General features: G+C 30.5%; 17 protein-coding genes and 1 riboswitch. Of the genes, 14 read left to right on the forward strand and 3 right to left on the reverse strand.

From position 1 onward, the window contains the following. Positions 1 to 24: 24 nt before the first annotated feature. The 4 genes from KPL54_RS11645 to rpsI all read left to right on the forward strand — a co-directional run bounded on the left by KPL54_RS11645 (position 25) and on the right by rpsI (position 2,641). Positions 25 to 828 carry an energy-coupling factor transporter transmembrane component T family protein gene (locus KPL54_RS11645; protein WP_216106715.1) on the forward strand — a complete coding sequence of 268 codons (804 nt, stop codon included), beginning with the start codon at positions 25 to 27 and terminating at the stop codon, positions 826 to 828. A 62-nt stretch (positions 829 to 890) separates the two neighbouring features. Continuing rightward, positions 891 to 1,625 carry a tRNA pseudouridine(38-40) synthase TruA gene (truA, locus tag KPL54_RS11650; RefSeq protein ID WP_216106716.1) on the forward strand — a complete coding sequence of 245 codons (735 nt, stop codon included), beginning with the start codon at positions 891 to 893 and terminating at the stop codon, positions 1,623 to 1,625. Between the two features lie 164 nt (positions 1,626 to 1,789). Next, positions 1,790 to 2,224, forward strand: a complete 435-nt coding sequence (rplM, locus tag KPL54_RS11655) for a 50S ribosomal protein L13 (protein WP_071614600.1) — start codon at positions 1,790 to 1,792, stop codon at positions 2,222 to 2,224. Between the two features lie 24 nt (positions 2,225 to 2,248). Continuing rightward, on the forward strand, positions 2,249 to 2,641 hold the full coding sequence (gene rpsI / locus KPL54_RS11660) for a 30S ribosomal protein S9 (RefSeq protein ID WP_071614599.1): 393 nt from the start codon (positions 2,249 to 2,251) through the stop codon (positions 2,639 to 2,641). Between the two features lie 121 nt (positions 2,642 to 2,762). Here rpsI and KPL54_RS11665 read toward each other — a convergent pair whose 3' ends face one another. Continuing rightward, positions 2,763 to 3,419 (reverse strand): superoxide dismutase, encoded by a 657-nt coding sequence (locus KPL54_RS11665; RefSeq protein WP_216106717.1) that lies wholly within the window; start codon positions 3,417 to 3,419, stop codon positions 2,763 to 2,765. Positions 3,420 to 3,569: 150 nt separating this feature from the next. Here KPL54_RS11665 and cwlD point away from each other — a divergent pair, with 150 nt between their 5' ends. The 4 genes from cwlD to KPL54_RS11685 all read left to right on the forward strand — a co-directional run bounded on the left by cwlD (position 3,570) and on the right by KPL54_RS11685 (position 7,610). Beyond that, complete coding sequence (gene cwlD / locus KPL54_RS11670; RefSeq protein WP_375372989.1) at positions 3,570 to 4,280, forward strand: N-acetylmuramoyl-L-alanine amidase CwlD; 711 nt, start codon at positions 3,570 to 3,572, stop codon at positions 4,278 to 4,280. A gap of 440 nt (positions 4,281 to 4,720) precedes the next feature. Continuing rightward, positions 4,721 to 5,986 carry a tetratricopeptide repeat protein gene (locus tag KPL54_RS11675; RefSeq protein WP_216106718.1) on the forward strand — a complete coding sequence of 422 codons (1,266 nt, stop codon included), beginning with the start codon at positions 4,721 to 4,723 and terminating at the stop codon, positions 5,984 to 5,986. Positions 5,987 to 6,209: 223 nt separating this feature from the next. Then, complete coding sequence (gene trxA, locus KPL54_RS11680; protein WP_071614595.1) at positions 6,210 to 6,527, forward strand: thioredoxin; 318 nt, start codon at positions 6,210 to 6,212, stop codon at positions 6,525 to 6,527. Positions 6,528 to 6,740: 213 nt separating this feature from the next. Next, on the forward strand, positions 6,741 to 7,610 hold the full coding sequence (locus tag KPL54_RS11685; RefSeq protein WP_216106719.1) for an NAD(P)/FAD-dependent oxidoreductase: 870 nt from the start codon (positions 6,741 to 6,743) through the stop codon (positions 7,608 to 7,610). A 97-nt stretch (positions 7,611 to 7,707) separates the two neighbouring features. Here the strand turns inward: KPL54_RS11685 and KPL54_RS11690 are convergent, their stop codons facing one another. Together KPL54_RS11690 and KPL54_RS11695 are read right to left on the reverse strand one after the other, a co-directional pair. Next, positions 7,708 to 8,265, reverse strand: coding sequence for a cell wall hydrolase (locus tag KPL54_RS11690; protein WP_216106720.1), 558 nt, complete (start codon positions 8,263 to 8,265; stop codon positions 7,708 to 7,710). A 2-nt stretch (positions 8,266 to 8,267) separates the two neighbouring features. Further along, a riboswitch (cyclic di-AMP (ydaO/yuaA leader) is annotated at positions 8,268 to 8,391 on the reverse strand. 74 nt (positions 8,392 to 8,465) lie between these two features. Continuing rightward, the gene (locus KPL54_RS11695) at positions 8,466 to 9,488 is read right to left on the reverse strand and encodes a hypothetical protein (protein WP_216106721.1); all 1,023 of its coding nucleotides are present in this window, start codon (positions 9,486 to 9,488) and stop codon (positions 8,466 to 8,468) included. 235 nt (positions 9,489 to 9,723) lie between these two features. On the opposite strand from KPL54_RS11695, the gene cdaA reads away from it, so the two are divergent. From cdaA to glmM, 6 genes are all read left to right on the forward strand, one after another. Then, the gene (cdaA, locus tag KPL54_RS11700) at positions 9,724 to 10,569 is read left to right on the forward strand and encodes a diadenylate cyclase CdaA (protein WP_216106722.1); all 846 of its coding nucleotides are present in this window, start codon (positions 9,724 to 9,726) and stop codon (positions 10,567 to 10,569) included. Then, entirely contained in the window at positions 10,542 to 11,837 is a 1,296-nt protein-coding gene (locus KPL54_RS11705; protein WP_216106723.1) for a CdaR family protein, read from the forward strand. The genes cdaA and KPL54_RS11705 overlap by 28 nt, the downstream gene beginning before the upstream one ends. Beyond that, positions 11,818 to 13,416: an NAD(P)/FAD-dependent oxidoreductase gene (locus tag KPL54_RS11710; RefSeq protein WP_216106724.1), complete on the forward strand. Its 1,599-nt coding sequence runs from the start codon at positions 11,818 to 11,820 to the stop codon at positions 13,414 to 13,416. Before KPL54_RS11705 ends, KPL54_RS11710 begins: the two co-directional genes overlap by 20 nt. Positions 13,417 to 13,573: 157 nt before the next feature. Further along, the gene (gene ptb, locus KPL54_RS11715; protein WP_216106725.1) at positions 13,574 to 14,482 is read left to right on the forward strand and encodes a phosphate butyryltransferase; all 909 of its coding nucleotides are present in this window, start codon (positions 13,574 to 13,576) and stop codon (positions 14,480 to 14,482) included. A gap of 88 nt (positions 14,483 to 14,570) precedes the next feature. Beyond that, the gene (buk, locus tag KPL54_RS11720) at positions 14,571 to 15,641 is read left to right on the forward strand and encodes a butyrate kinase (RefSeq protein WP_216106726.1); all 1,071 of its coding nucleotides are present in this window, start codon (positions 14,571 to 14,573) and stop codon (positions 15,639 to 15,641) included. A gap of 315 nt (positions 15,642 to 15,956) precedes the next feature. Further along, on the forward strand, positions 15,957 to 17,306 hold the full coding sequence (gene glmM / locus KPL54_RS11725) for a phosphoglucosamine mutase (protein WP_216106727.1): 1,350 nt from the start codon (positions 15,957 to 15,959) through the stop codon (positions 17,304 to 17,306). Positions 17,307 to 17,785 lie beyond the last annotated feature (479 nt).

Consider the following 17,785-nt stretch of genomic DNA (forward strand, 5'->3'; position numbering starts at 1 on the left):
TTATAGCGGTTTGGAGGAATTTGTATGATCAAAGATATTACAATAGGACAATATATACCAGGGAATTCTTTTATACATAAGTTAGACCCAAGATTTAAGATATTAATATCTATATTATTTATTATTGACTTATTTCTGGTAAATAATTTTGAAGGCTACTTTTATGTATTTATATTTATATTAGTCACAATACTAATAGCAAAGTTATCTTTAAAGTACATTTATAGCGGATTAAAGCCCATCTTAATTTTATTACTTATTACGGCAATATTAAATATTTTTATGACTGGTGGGAATGGAAGTCTTCCACTTATTCAATGGCATTTTATAAAAATTTATAAAGAAGGTTTAATTATTGCCGCGTTTATGATTATTAGACTAGTGTTTTTAATTATGGGAACATCAATACTAACACTTACAACATCACCTATAGAATTAACTGATGGTATAGAGAGCCTCCTTAATCCATTTAAAAAAATAGGATTGCCAGCCCATGAGCTAGCAATGATGATGACTATAGCATTAAGGTTTATTCCGACGTTAATGGATGAGACAGATAAAATCATGAAAGCACAAATGGCCCGAGGTGCTGATTTCGAATCTGGTAATTTAATAAGTAGGGCTAAAAGTTTAATTCCTATTTTAGTACCTTTATTTATAAGTTCTTTTAGGCGGGCAGATGAATTAGCGATGGCTATGGAATCTAGATGCTATAAGGGTGGAGAAGGAAGAACTAGAATGAAACAACTAAAAGTAACTAAAAGAGATTATATTGCCAGTTGTTCTTTTATACTGCTGTTTGTCATTACTATTGTTAGTAGAACATAATATTCTTCTAAAATGCAAAGGGTTATTAAATCCTAGCTATAAGTAGAAAGGGGCATGATGCAGTGAGAAACATCAAGATTATTATAGAATACGATGGAACAAACTACTCAGGATGGCAAAGACAAAATAATGTTATGACTATTCAAGAAAAAATTGAGAGTGCTATAGAGGAACTTACGGGTGAAAAAACTCAGATTACAGGTTCTAGCAGGACAGATGCTGGAGTTCATGCAAAGGGTTATACAGGTAACTTCTATACTAATAGCAAAATAGTTATAGAAAAATTTACAGGAGCTATTAATAGTAAGCTCCCAAGAGACATTGTGATTTTACATTCTTTTGAAGTTCCATATGAGTTTCATTCAAGGTATAACAGTATGGGTAAGATGTATAGTTATACTATAATTAATAGACGACAAGCTGTTGCAGTAGGGCGTGATTACATATACCATCATAAGCAAATATTAGATGTAGAGGCTATGCAAACAGGTGCCCAGTATTTCATGGGTACTCATGATTTTTCTGCTTTCAAAAATTTAGGTAGTTCTGCGAAAACTTCAGTAAGAACTATTTCTAGGCTAGATATTGTAAAGAATGAAGAGCTTATAAAAATATATATTGCAGCTGATGGATTTTTATACAATATGGTTAGAATAATAGTTGGAGCATTAATTAGAGTTGGGGAAGGGAAAATAAAACCAAGCGAGATTAAAGATATAATTGAGTCGAAACAGAGATCAAAAGCTGGAAAATCTGTTCCGGCGAATGGATTATGTTTAGAAGAAGTTTTTTATTAAAATAAAAGTAATAAAATTGTAACATGCTTGTGTAAAAGCATTGACACACCCGGTAGAATGTATTATACTTATTAATGTTTGTATAAAATATCGTGTATAAGATCCACTAGCCCCGGATCTTTAGCATAGAGTTTTAATTGTTAAAAGTTCAGGGAGGGAAAATAATGAAATCATACTTAGCAAAACCACTAGAAGTAGAAAGAAAATGGTTCGTTGTAGATGTAGAAGGAAAAGTTTTAGGAAGGGCAGCAAGTCAAATAGCTGCAATACTAAGAGGAAAACATAAACCAACATTTACGCCACATGTAGATACAGGTGACTTTGTAATTGTAATAAATGCAGATAAGATAGTTTTAACTGGTAAGAAATTAGACCAAAAAATGTTAAGACATCACTCTCATTATCCAGGTGGATTAAAAGAAGTTCCATATAGAGTAGCATTAGCTAAAAAGCCTGAGTTCATTTTTGAAGAGGCAGTTAGAAGAATGCTTCCAACGGGACCATTAGGTCGTCAAACACTTAAAAAAATGATCGTTTACAGAGGACCAGAACATAAGAATGAAGCACAAAACCCAGAAGTACTAGTACTTAAATACTAATTAGATTCGAAGGGAGGATATATAATGGCAAAGGTTCAATATATAGGAACAGGAAGAAGAAAAACATCAGTTGCTAGAGTAAGACTTGTACCTGGAGAAGGTAAAATTATTATAAATAAAAGAGCTATAGAAAACTATTTTGGATTAGAAACTTTAATTCTTATAGTTAACCAGCCGTTAGTATTAACTGGAACTAAAGATAAATTTGATGTTTTAGTTAATGTTAATGGTGGTGGATATACAGGTCAAGCTGGAGCAATAAGACATGGTATTTCTAGATCTTTATTAAAAGCTGATCTAACTTTAAGACCAGAACTTAAAAAAGCAGGATTCTTAACAAGAGATCCTAGAATGACAGAAAGAAAGAAATACGGTCTTAAAAAAGCAAGAAGAGCATCTCAATTCTCAAAGAGATAATAATAGCAAAGTTGAAAACCCTTCAAACATTTATGTTTGCAGGGTTTTTCTTTTTAAGAATGCATAAAGAAATAAATTGAAACGTAACTAACAAATAATTAGTAGATATTTGGAGATTATTTTAGTAAGAATAAGGATAATATCTGTTTTTTTTAATATTCTTTGACATCATATCCATAGACTTAAGGGGAGAAATATATTTCTCGAATCTTTCATTTAAAACATTCCAATTTATATTATCAATAAATGCAGAAATGTATTTTTTTCTATTTGTTCCAAAATCCATAAAGTATGAATGCTCGTAAACATCCATTATGAGTATTGGACAAGAAAGCCATACTGCACCATTATCATGTGAATCACTTCCTACTATGTGCAAGCTGTTATCAAGTAGATCAAGTGTAAGTACTGCCCAACCCCTCATTGATAAGCCTACATTTGTAAGGTAAGAAATAAAATTATCATAGGATAAATATTGATTTATTATAGCATTAAATATTGGACCATAGGGTGTGTTATTGCCTCCCGTCATATTCTCAAAATAAAGGTTGTGGAGTTTTACGCCATTCAGTGAGTATGTTTCGCCTCGTTTTAAAGAACGCATTTTAGAATAAGTGGGGTTACTATCAGTATAATTATCAGGTGTGTATGGAGTATTCCAAATTTCATTTAATTTGGTTACATAACCTGTATACAATTTATAATGTTCATCTAGTTGTTTTTTAGAAATTCCTTGGACTGATTCAAAATCAAATGTTTTAGGTTTAAGATTGTACATTAAATCACCTCTTTAAATAATATATTATGTTATATAATATGTAATAAAATTAGAGTGGTGTATTTATTCTTTTTTGAGTACTTAAATAATAATAAATCAATGAACTGTTGAATAAAATTACACATAGCAATAAATAAAAGGATGGGTGAATTGAAGTACAGAAATAATAAAATGATAGCTATTGTCATGGTAATTGCTATAGGAATGGTAAGTTTTATAGGTGTAAATATAGGGATTGCGAAGGAAACTATGAATTCTAATCAACTAGGTAATAAAAAAATACTTATTGATTCTGGTCATGGGGGAATGGATGGTGGAACTAGCTCTAAGGATGGGACTGTAGAAAAAAACATCAATTTAACTATAGCAACAAAACTTAAAGCTAGCTTGCAAAAGGCAGGATATGAGGTAGTTATGACAAGAGAGGATGATACAGGTCTTTATTCAAATAAGGGGACTATAAGAGAGAAGTATCGTGAAGATTTAAAAAAGAGGTGTGATTTAAAAAAGTCCAGTAATTGTGATATGTTTGTTAGCATTCATTTGAATTACTTTACCGAGAGTAAATATTATGGAGCACAAGTATGGTATTCAAATTATAAAGATAGCTCTATATTAGCAAATGCAATTCAGAAAAATTTCAAGTTAGATTTAGATTCTAATAATAAAAGAGTGCCTAAAGCTGCTAAAAGCTCTTATAAGATACTAAGGGAGAATGATGTTATGCCGAGTGTCATAGTGGAATGTGGATTTTTATCAAATTATGAGGAAGAACAAAAATTGAAGTCTGATGAGTATCAAGGAAAAATTGCAGGATCAATAAGTAAATCAATATGCGAATTTTATAAAAGTAATTTATAGGAATAAATAATTATATTGCGGCATGTTTAGAATTCTTTTAATTGCAAACTAAAGAGATATATTATTAAAACAATATGTCCTTTTAGTTTGTATTTTTTAGAATAACAGTAGATATGAATTAATTAGTGTTAGAAATGAAGTTATAGAATGGATGATAGATAGGCACGATGTATAGTGAATTTGTTGAAGATGATACATAATTATTATATGACCAGCAGCGAATTGTAAGTAGTAAAATTATAAAAAGATTAATAAGTTTTTTTATGCATAGAACTTCCTTTTTTTTATTGATACTCTATCATAATATGAGCGATTTAAAATTTTGCTACAAGGGTATGAATTTAAATTACATTTTTTTATTATAGATGATTATATTAAAAAAAACAAATCCTATGATATAATTGGTGTAATCATAAATATATGAAACAAAAGGTGAAATTATGGATAAATCAGGGAAAATATATGTAAAAGCAATGAATAAGTATAATGATGGCTATATAGACAAGGCGTTAGACCTTTGTGAAAAAAGTATTTCTTTAAAGAGTACAAATGCTGCTGCTCTAAATTTAAAGGGTATTTTATATTATTTAAAAGGTGATTTAGAAAATGCTAAGAAAATGTGGGATATCAATTATAAAAGAAATAATGATAAAGTATCAAAGAAATATCTATCCGATAGTTTGAGAGATAAGAAAAGATTACAATTATATATAAAGGCATTGGAGTTAATAAAGCAATTAAACATATGTGAGGCCTTAGAAACTTTAAAACAATGCCAAGATAGTGATTTTAATTCTATAAATGTGAATAACAACATAAGTCTTTGTTATATAAAGCAAGGCGAATATGATAAAGCATTACAATATATAAATGAGGTTATAAAAGTAGATAAGAAGAATGCCGAGGCGAGTATTAATAAGGAGACATTAATAAAATATGGAAACTTAAAGAGAAAAATAAATTATGTAAAAATAGGTGTAGTTACTGCGAGCCTATTATTAATTATAACTGTGATATTTATAGGCGAAAAAAACATTTACAATATAAAACATATTTCAACAATGGGTGCACAAAAACTACAAAGTGGAATATCATTAATAAAGGGAAATGACAAATTAGTAGCAATTAAGAAGAATACTAATTTAGATAAATCGAGTACAAAAATGGTAGGCAACAAAGTACAAAAAATTCAAGAATTCCCACGAGAACAATTTAAGGTAAGCATAAAGAATAAAAATATGGAGCAAATAGTTTCGTATGTTAATAGATGGAATAAAGCTGATTTAGAGATGAATGATAAGTTACTTATGGTAAAAGGTGAAGAAATTATAAAAAGCGAGGGAGTATTATACTTTTATAATAAAGGTGTAGGTTATATAAAGGATAAAGAGTATACTAAAGCTCAAAAGTATTTCTTATACGCGTTACCATATTCTAAAGGTAATTATTTACAAGAACATATTCTTTACATGTTAGCAGTAAGTTATAAAGCTAGTTCCGACTTCCAGAATGCTGTTAAATACTATGAGCTTATTTTAAAGCAATTTCCAAGTGGAAGTTACTCCGAGGAAGTCTTATATAATTTAGTTTTAATAAACAAAGAGGTAGATTCAAATAAAGCAAAATTTTATGCTGAAAAATTAGTGGAACAATTTCCGGATTCGTTATATAAGAACTCGATAGTAAAGAAAATATTGGGTATATAAAAATAAATAACATAGCAAAGGTGTAATAGACATCTTTAAGTTTTACTTTGGGTATACTAATTTTAAAATATGTAACACAAATTTCACAACCCTATTACACATTTTAAAAATATTGATATAGAAGAGGTCAATTTGTAATATTATTGACTAGTAACAGTATAAGGTATACAATAATAACAATATAAACATACCCTAGCGGGGTATAATAAATGGAGGTAATAATATGATAAAAGAAGTTAATGATATAAATTTTAATGAAGAAATAGGAAATTCAGATAATATAGTTGTAGTTGATTTTTGGGCACCTTGGTGTGGACCTTGTAAAATGTTAAGTCCTGTAATTGAAGAATTAGCAAAAGAGATGGGAACAAATGTTAAATTTGCTAAAATAAATGTGGATGAAAGTCCTATAACGGCATCAACATACAAAATTTCAAGTATTCCAACAGTTATGGTATTTAATAAGGATTCTGTTAAAGAAACATTAGTAGGATTTAGACCAAAGGCTGAGCTTAAGAAAGTAATAGAGAAAAATTTATAAAATTTTAAATACAATTAAGTCATAATAGTACTTAGAAAGCAAATAAAACAATAAAATAACATATATAGTTAGTAAAATATTTTGGAGATAGATAATTTAAATTTTTATAATTTAAATAAATATCTCCATTTTTAAAGGTATAGAATATTTACTAATGATAAGGATAAACTGTTAATTATTGTGCATTTAGGTAAACCAAGAGGAGGAGAAAGTATGAGTGAGAGATATGATATAGCTATAATTGGAACAGGCCCAGCAGGGCTAGAAGCAGCAATTAATGCTAAAATAAGAAATAAAAATATAGTAATCTTTGGGAATAAAGATCTCAGTCCTAAATTATCAAAAGCGGCAAAGGTAAATAATTATTTAGGCCTTTATAACGTTACAGGAATTGAACTTAAAAACAAATTTGCAGATCATATTGAGGATATGGGTGTAGAGATTGTAAATGAAAAAATAAACAATGTTTATGCTATGGGGGATTATTTTGCTCTGATGGTAAATGAAAAGGTATATGAGGCTAAAGCTATAATATTAGCTACAGGTATAGAATATACTAAGCCATTAATAGGAGAAGAAGAATTCTTAGGAAAAGGAGTAGGATATTGTGCTACCTGTGATGCTCCATTATATAAGGGGAAAACAGTTGTTATAGTTGGTTATAATAAAGAAAGCGTCGAAGAAGCTAATTATGTAAGTGAGTTAAGTGGAAAAACATATTATATACCAATGTATAAAGGTGAATATAATTTAAATGAAAATGTAGAAATTATAAATAACAAGCCTTTAAAAATAGTTGGAGATGATGTGGTTACTAAGATGATTTTAGATCAAGGTGAAATAGCTACAGATGGTATTTTTATGTTAAGAGACAGCGTATCTCCGAGTCAATTAGTACCAGGTATTGAGATAGAGAATGGTCATATAAAGGTCAATAGAGATATGAAAACAAATATAGAAGGATGTTATGCAGCAGGAGATTGTACTGGCACACCATATCAATATATGAAATCTGCAGGAGAAGGTTTAGTAGCAGCATTATCTGCAGTTTCTTATGTGGATAAGTTACATGAAAATAAATAGAAACATAAATGAATTTTAATTTATCTAATATAATTAATAAAACCAGGTAGTTAGCGAAAGTTAACTGTCTGGTTTTAATTTTATGAGCTATATTTTTTTATTTAACTACAAAGAAAACGTGATTTCCTATTGTCTTTATATTCGTTTTGTTTATACTTTTCATCCATCCTGAAGTAGCTATTTCAGGATTATAATAGAAAACAGCATTATAAGTAGGATCTTTACCCTTTAATGCATCTAGTACTGCAGTGTAACAGGCTGAATCAGGGATAACATTTGATTTGCCATTGTGATATACCTTTCCATTTTTAACACAAGAGAAAGCATTCTTTTGATTAATAACACCGGAAATAGATTTTGGGAAATGACTATCACTAGCACGATTTAATATAACTGATGCTACGGCAAGTTTGCCACTATCAGGTTCGCCACAACTCTCAGCATATACAACTTGAGACATTAAATAAATATCATTATCGGTAATACAAATTGAGTTATTTGACTTATTAAATACTTCTACTGCCTCTACTTGTTCATTATATAAATCTTTACTCGCTGATCCAAATGAATACAAATGTTCACCACTTACGCTTAAACTAGGAAATGCTAAAAACAATGTTAGCATCATACATGATAAAAAAGTAAGCTTTTTCATATTTTTTCTCTCCTTTTGCCTGCGGAGTTAGCTGACGGGTTCGGGAAAGGTTTAACCTACACAATTAGTGATTCACCCCAGATGCTTGGTTCCTCCGCGTATTTTTTACTTCGGCTAATATAGTATTACCTAGAGTGTGAAAATAATACATTAATATTTTATTATATAACATAAAGCAGTGTAGAATGAATAATATAGACTTATTGATTCTTTAGCTCAGTATAGGATTTAATATAATTAGCATATGAAGTTTCTACGTCTTTAAATAGTGTATTGGACGAAGTATATAAAGATTCCAATACTTTCGGAGTTATCGATGTATTTGAAGTTTTAGAATTTTCATTTGTCATAGCAATTTTGAAATCACTTAAGTAACTTTCATATTTATCTAATAAAATTTTGAAGGATTCATAAGTGGGAATTGCGGATGTAGGAACAGTTAAAATTTTAAATGTACTTTGAAGATTGTTTAGTTTTGAGAAATCATCATCAACTAGTTTTGAAAGATTATAATAGGACATCTCTTTTTTTCTCACTTTTATTGTATATGAGTAAAGATTACTTTTAACATTTAAGAAATCAGTGGATAGGCCATCAATATCACTTATAAATTCTTGGTTTTGACGTGACTTAAGAACAGTTTCTTTTTTTATCATTACAGCGGTATCACTGTAATCAAGAATATTATCAATGAAAGTTAAAGAGATTTTTGGCAGTGATATTGAAGTATTATGAACATCTATTAATGAATAAAAATTTATGCAGTCATTTCTAAAAGTTTTAAGATTCTCCATAGACGTTTCTACATCATTTCCAGAAGGATTATTTAAAATTGCTAAAGTCTGTCTATATATTAATAAATTTTTATCTAGGCCGGATTTTAAATTATCGTTATCTTTTTTATATTTAGTAGTAGGCTGTGAATTTGATAAATTAGCTTTAAAGACAGATAAATCATTAATAATTTTAGGTAATTGTTTTTTTGCATAGTCAACATCTATTGTTTTATTGCTATTAAATTGGGATACATTTTTATTAACATCATTTATACCGTTAATGGTGGTTATTAAAGTAGTTTTATAGGAACTATACACATTAGTTATAGAGGAATAGTAACAAATTAAGAAAATACCTGTAGAGAGCATAATAATTGATAAAAAAAGTATTAGTTTAAAGTTTTTTCTTTTGTAACTAGTATTTATATTATTTTTATTTAAACCCAAAATAATTCACTCCTTCATTAATTTCATTATATTCTTATATTAATATGATACATATATTATTCTAGTTAAATTGCAGAATTATACCATTTTAAATTTAAAAGTATCATACATTTAATAGAACGATTTTTAGCATAAGCTTAATTGTTACAATAAAATTAACTTATAATATATACTAATAAAGCAAAGCATAGTGTATAATTGGAAGTAAGAGTTTTAGTTGAGGGGTGTGAGCTTTATGGAAGTATATAAGTTTATTATGAATACGATCAAAAATATAAGTGTATATTCAATTCTAGATATACTAGTGGTGGCTTTTATATTTTACAAAAGTTACATGCTAATGAGGGAAACAAGAGCTATACAGTTATTAAAAGGAATTATTTTTATTTTTGTACTTATTCCAATAAGTCAGTTTCTTAATTTAACAGTATTAAACTGGATATTAAACAAAACAATAACAATTGGTGTTTTAACTATTATTATCATCTTTCAACCAGAGATAAGAAGAGCCTTAGAGCATATTGGAAGAACGGCTTTTGCTGATAAGCACATATTTGAAGATGAAGAAGTAATGGAGAAGGTTATAACTGAAATTGTTAATGCTGTTGAAATACTATCAAAAAGTAAAACAGGCGCACTAATAGTAATAGAACAAAGAACAGGTATTGGGGAAATAATTAAAACAGGAAATACTCTAGATGCCGTAATATCTGCTGCCTTGTTAGAAAATATATTTGTAGTTAACACGCCCCTTCATGATGGTGCCACGGTAATTAGAAATGATAGAATAATAGCAGCGGGGTGTTTTCTACCTTTAACTAATAGTGATAAAATAAGTAAAAAGCTTGGAACAAGGCATAGAGCAGCAATAGGAGTAACAGAAACTTCAGATGCTTTAACAATAATAGTATCAGAAGAAACAGGTACTATTTCTCTTGCAATGAATGGAAGATTAATGAGAAACTACGACAAGGATAAGCTTAAAAATGTACTTGTTCAAATAATAAAGAGAAGACAAACTAAAAAAGTAACATTAAAGGAGAGAGTAAAGGCATGGATAAAGAACGTAAAGAACAATTAATAATTAAAATTTGCTGCGTAATAGCTGCCTTTGCGCTATGGCTTTTCATAACGGGAACGGAAAACCCGTTGACTGCTTATAAAATTAAAAATATACCTGTAACAATGCTAAATAGCGACGTATTAGCTAAGTCGAATCTTGTTTTAGTTTCAGGACAAGATTTAACAACATCCCTAAATATTAAAGGGGCTAATACTAGCATACTTCTGGCTATGAAAGCATCTGATTTTACGGTGGTTGCAGATTTAGGCGCATATGCGCTTAAAAGTGGGGAATATAAGATACCTATTGAAATAAAAAAAAGTCCAGATAATATAAATGTGGTAAATAGTGATGGTCTTTTTATAACAATACAGTTAGATGAACTTACTAAGAAAAAATTGCCTATAAATGTAAATGTAAGCGGAAAACCTAAAGAAGGTTTTTATGCATCAAAGCCGGAGCTATCATCAGATTATGCCACGGTATCAGGTGGTTCAAAGGTTATAAGTGAAGTTAAAAAAATAGTAATTGACGAAAATATACAGGGTTTGGAATCAAATACATCGAAAAAATACAAGCTTAAAGCGGTAGATGAATCGGGAAAAGAAATAAAAGATGTTGTTGTAAGTCCAGCCTATATCAATGTTAAAATTCTTGTAAAAAAGACAAAATCCGTAGAAGTTACTGTGAAAACTACAGGAAGTTTAGATCCTAAGTATACGTTAGGAAGTATAAAATCTGTACCTGAGGCAGTAGATATAACAGGGAGCTTAGCTGAACTTGATAATCTGAAATACTTAAACACAGAAGCTGTTGATTTAAGTAAAATAACTAAGAGTACAACCCTTGAAACAAAGGTTATAATTCCAAAAGGATTAAATTTGGTCGGTGGGGATACTATGGTTAAGGTTCAAGTTAATTTAAGTAGTCCAAATGCAGCAAGTGGAGCAGCTACGACAGAAAAGGTAGACAAGACAGTTCAAAAGGATTTAAGTTTAGATATCAAGTACAATAATTTGGGTGAAACTTATTTAGCGACGTTAGATAATAATAAGACATCAATAACGGTCTCCGGAGTAGAATCAGTTATTAATAATCTAGATTTAAATGATTTTTCCGCGAAAGTAGATTTAACAGGTTTAATAGAAGGCAAACAAAGCGTGAATGTAATTGTGTCTATACCAAAGGGAGTAACTTTAATATCACACAACCCGGATAAAATAGGAGTAACTATTACGAAAAAGCAAACGGAGGTACCAGTGAGCAATGACAATAAGAGTAAATAACATAACTTTAGATATAGATGAACCAATAGACGATTTAAGGATAAAAGCTGCAAAATTAATGAGAGTTTCTGATAGTGAAATAAAAAAAATTAAAATAGCTAAAGAATCTATAGATGCTAGGAAAAAAAATAATATTAAGTTTAATTATGCCGTTAACATCACAATGGATAATGAAATAAATGTAGTCACAAGAGCAAACAATAAAGATGTTAAGCTTGAAGAAGACAAATACGAGGCTGAGTTTGAATTTGGAACTAAAAAAATGAAGCATAGACCAATAATAGTAGGAATGGGACCAGCAGGAATGTTTGCTGGTATTCTTATGGCACAAAAGGGATATAAACCTTTAATTATCGAAAGAGGAGAAAAGGTAGAGAATAGGACAAAGACAATAAATAAATTTTGGACAAGAGCGGTATTAAATACAGAATCTAATGTGCAGTTTGGTGAAGGTGGGGCAGGGACTTTTTCAGACGGAAAGCTAACTACAAGAATAAAGGACACTAGATGTGATTATATATTAGAAGAATTTGTAAAAGCGGGTGCACCGGAAGAAATAGTGTATATTGGGAAACCTCATATAGGTACAGATGTGTTAAAAGACGTTGTGAAGAACATTCGTGAAGCTATTATTAAGTTAGGTGGAGAAGTAAGATTTAATAGTAAACTTGAGGATATTAAGATTAAAGATGCAAAACTTCAGAGCATAATAGTAAATGGAGAAGAAATACCTTGTGATAATTTAATTTTAGCACCGGGGCATAGTTCAAGGGACACTTATGAAATGTTATATAAAAATGGCGTGTTTATGTCTAGTAAACCATTTGCAGTTGGGGTTCGAATAGAGCATCCACAAGATATGATTAATGAAAATCAATATGGAAAATATGCAAGTCACCCGAGACTAAAAGCTGCAGATTACAAGCTTACTTATAAAAGTGGCAAATTGGGCAGATCAGTATATAGTTTTTGTATGTGTCCAGGAGGAGCTGTAGTGTCCGCAGCGTCAGAACAAGGAAAACTTGTAATAAATGGTATGAGTGAGTACAATAGAGATAAAAAAAATGCAAACTCAGCAATAGTGGTATCAGTAGGACCTAAGGACTTCGCCTCTGATAATCCACTAGCTGGCATTGAATTTCAAAGGTATTATGAGGGACTAGCATATAATATAGGCGGAGAGAACTATAATGCACCAGTGCAATTAGTTGGTGATTTCCTTAAGGGCAATGTTAGTGATAAAATAGGTAGTATAAAGCCAAGTTATACACCTGGTTATAAATTAGCAAATCTTACTAACTGTTTACCTACTTATGTAACAGATGCTATAAAAGAGGCTTTACCTAATTTTGAACATAAAATAAATGGGTTTTCAAGAAATGATGCAATACTTACGGGTATAGAAACAAGAACGTCTGCACCAGTAAGAATTGATAGAAATGAAGAGTTTCAAAGTATATCTTTAGAGGGGTTATACCCAGCAGGAGAAGGAGCTGGATATGCAGGTGGGATAATTTCTGCGGCAGTTGATGGATTAAAAATTGCTGAAAGTATAATGAAAAAATGGAAATGTGTATAATAATTTCTCTAAACTCTTGATTTTTCTTTATGAAGTTTGTTAAAATGGTACAGAAGATAAAAAACGCAAAACAGAAAACAATAATACACATCAGACAAATATTAAAGTTAATACATAATACAAAATATATAATATATAATCGAGGGAGTGTAATTGAATGAGTAAAACATTTGATAAAATTTTAGACACAGCAAAAGCACAAGGAATGAAAACTGTAGTAGTAGCTGTAGCACAGGATGAACCAGTACTTGAGGCGGTTCGTGACGCTAAGAAAAATGGTATAGCAAATGCAATACTAGTAGGAGATAAAGAAAAAATAATATTTATTGCTAAAAACATAGGTATGGATGCATCAGAGTTTGAAATTATTGATGAGAAGAACGTTTCTAAAGCAGCATTAACTGCAGTTCAGATTGTATCATCAGGAAAAGCTGATATGCTTATGAAAGGGTTAATTGATACAGCAACATTCTTAAGGGCCGTGTTAAACAAAGAAGTAGGCCTTAGAACTGGGAAACTAATGTCACATGTAGCTGTATTTGAAATACCGGAGTATGACAGACTAATATTTTTAACAGATGTTGCTTTTAATATGTATCCAGAACTGAAGGAAAAAAAGAGTATAATAAACAATTCAGTAGCAGTAGCAAAAGCGTGTGGAGTTGATGTTCCTAAAGTCGCAGTAGTTTGCGCAGTAGAAGTAGTAAATCCAGGAATGCCAGCAACACTAGATGCAGCAATGTTATCGAAAATGAATGATAGAGGTCAGATAAAAGGTTGTATTGTTGATGGACCTTTATCCCTTGATATTGCAATATCTGAGGAAGCTGCAAATCATAAAAATATACAAAGTCCAGTTGCAGGAAAAGCGGATATTCTTGTAATGCCAAATATTGAAGCAGGAAATTCTATGTATAAATGCTTAAATTACACTACTAAATCTAAAAGTGGTGGATTACTAGTAGGTACTTCTGCTCCTGTTATATTAACTTCTAGAGCGGATACTCCTGAAACAAAATTACATTCTATAGCTCTTGCAGCATTAGTTGCAGAATATAATAAATAAAATTTCCGATTCTTTAGGAACATAAAATATACTAGTATATCTATTTGTTATTTATTTAATGTACTTTATAGCATAAAGGAGGAACAATATGTCATATAAATTATTAATAATTAACCCAGGGTCAACATCTACTAAAATAGGTGTATATGAGGATGAAAAGGAAATATTAGAAGAAACATTAAGGCATCCATCAGAAGAGATAGATAACTTTAAAAGCATATTTGAGCAACTTGATTTCAGAAAAGACGTTATCTTGAGTATTCTTAAGGAAAAGAATTTTGATATTAAAACTTTGGATGCCATAGTAGGCCGAGGTGGAATGTTAAAACCAATTGAAGGCGGCACTTATATTGTAAATGCAGCAATGCTTAATGATTTAAAAATTGGAGTACAAGGTCAACATGCTTCTAATTTAGGTGGGATAATTGCAAATGAAATTGCAAAATCTTTAAACATACCAGCATATATAGTTGATCCAACAGTAGTGGATGAAATGGCACCAGTTGCTAAATTATCAGGAATACCAGATATAGATAGAAAGAGTATTTTCCATGCATTAAATCAAAAAGCAGTGGCCAAAAGATATGCAAAAGAAAACGGAAAAAAATACGAGGAAATTAATTTAATAGTTGCACATATGGGCGGAGGAGTTACAGTAGGAGCTCATGAGAATGGGAAAGTTATAGATGTTAATAATGGACTCGATGGAGATGGTCCATTTTCACCAGAAAGATCTGGAGGATTACCATCAGGCGATTTAGCTAAGATGTGTTTTAATGGAAAATACACTTTAGAAGATATAAAGAAAAAGATAAATGGAAAAGGTGGATTTGTCTCTTACCTTAATACTAATGATGTACGAGATGCGCTTAAAATGTCACAAGCTGGTGACAAAAAGGCTAAATTGATTATTCAAGCTATGGGATATCAAGTAGCTAAGGAAATTGGGGGCTGCGCAGCTGTTTTATCAGGAAAAGTAGATGCTATAATTTTAACTGGTGGGATAGCTTATGGAGAAGCTGTTGTTAATTATATAACCAAAAGAGTAAAATTCATAGCAGATGTGGTAGTTTACGCAGGTGAAGATGAATTGTTAGCACTAGCTCAAGGTGCTATAGGAGTTTTAAGTGGAAAAGAGCAGGCAAAAGTTTATAAATAAACAATAACATTGATGATATGACAAAAGGTATGTATTACTAGAGGCTGTTTAAATACAGTTTAAGTAATACATACTTTTTTTATTAATATAAGGTAAGAGGAGAGGATTTTTTTACAAATGTCTTGTATTGTAGTATAATTCAAGCTATGTTATACATATTACAAGAACAGTTTTGCCTAATTATGAAATTAAATTTTTTTATAAAAGAATGACAAAGGTGGGATCTATGAATAAAATACTAACACACTGATTAGTATTTTTTATTTAAGATGCCCTATAGTAAACCTATAGAATATTTGGAAAGAGGTATAAAATATGAGTAGAATGTTTGGTACAGATGGAGTACGAGGGATAGCAAATACAGAATTAACAGGAGAGATTGCATACAAGTTAGGAAGAGCAGGAGCTTTTGTACTAACAGACGGAGCACATAAGCCTAAAATTATAGTTGGAATGGATACAAGAGTCTCAGGAGACATGTTAGAAGCTGCTTTAGTTGCAGGAATTTTATCTGTAGGGGCTGAGGCTATATGCCTTGGAGTGGTTCCAACTCCAGCCGTAGCATATTTAACAAGAAAATATAGAGCAGATGCAGGAATTGTTATTTCAGCTTCTCACAACCCGGTAGAATATAATGGAATAAAGTTCTTTGACAATAATGGATTCAAATTGTCTGATGAATTAGAGGATACAATACAAGCAGTTATAGAAAGTGATTTTAAAGAAGTACCATCACCAATAGCTGGTGATTTAGGTAAAAAAACAGTTAATGAAAATGCAGTATATGATTATATGGAATTTGCTAAGTCTACTATTTCAGGTGACTTAAAGGGACTTAAAATTGCATTAGATTGTGCTAATGGTGCTTCATATATAACATCAGTAAAGGCTATTAGGTCACTTGGAGCAGAAGTTTTAGTTATTAACAATGATCCAGATGGTATAAATATAAATAAAGACTGTGGATCAACTCATCCTGAGCATTTAATGGCATTTGTTAAAGAAAATCATTGCGATTTAGGATTAGCTTTTGATGGTGATGCAGATAGATGTTTGGCAGTTGATGAAAAAGGAAATCTTATAAATGGAGATTTTATAATTGCTATTTGTGCAAAACATCTAAAAAGTATTGGGAAATTAACTAAAGATACAGTAGTAGTAACCGTTATGAGTAATTTAGGTCTTGATATTGCAATGAAGCAGGAAAACATAGCTACAGTTAAAACAAAAGTAGGAGATAGGTATGTTCTTGAGTTAATGCAAAAGGAAGGTTACAGCCTTGGTGGAGAGCAATCTGGACATGTAATTTTCCTCGACTTTAATACTACAGGGGATGGACTTGTGTCAGGACTTCAACTAGCGACTGTTATTAAAGAAACGGGGAAACCATTATCAGAGCTTGCATCAATGATGGTAGAACTTCCACAGGTATTAGTTAATGCAACAGTACCTAACGATAAAAAAGATATCCATGAAACTGATAGTGAAGTAGTTGAAGAAATAAAGAAAATAGAAGAGAAATTAGATGGTTGTGGTAGAGTGCTTATAAGGCCATCAGGTACAGAACCTCTAGTAAGAGTAATGCTTGAGGGTAAAGTACAAAGTGAATTAGATAAAATGGCACATTCTCTTGCGAAACTTATTGAACAAAAAGCAAACGCATAGAAGAAGACTATCGATGATAAAGTTTTTCTAAATGACTTGAATAAGCGCTCAAAACAAGAAATTTGATTAAGAAATTCTAATATTTTGCTCATATAAAATTCTCTGACACTCACATTCGCCGTCCTGGCTCAGGTTCGCTAGCCTGACTTCCTGTCAGGCTCACGAGAATTTTATACTTGCGAAAGAAGAATTTCTAAATCAAACTTCAATAGTTTCTACGCTTATTATTCAAGTCAGTTAGAATATTATTTAATCAAACTATAAGGGCAGTTTTTACTGTAATAATAATAAAAATAAAACCAAAAGTAATTAAAATTTAGTTAACTTGCTATTAAAAGTATTGACGTTTGGACCAAAGAACGAATATAATAGACTGAAAGCTTATGCAAAAGGTTCATAAGTTTTTAGTCTATTATTTATTTAATACAGTGAAATGCTGAATATTTTGATAGGGGAGGATAGAGTGATATAAATTATTA

This window comes from Clostridium estertheticum, assembly GCF_018861295.1.
Taxonomy (GTDB): Bacteria; Bacillota; Clostridia; order Clostridiales; family Clostridiaceae; genus Clostridium_AD; species Clostridium_AD estertheticum_D.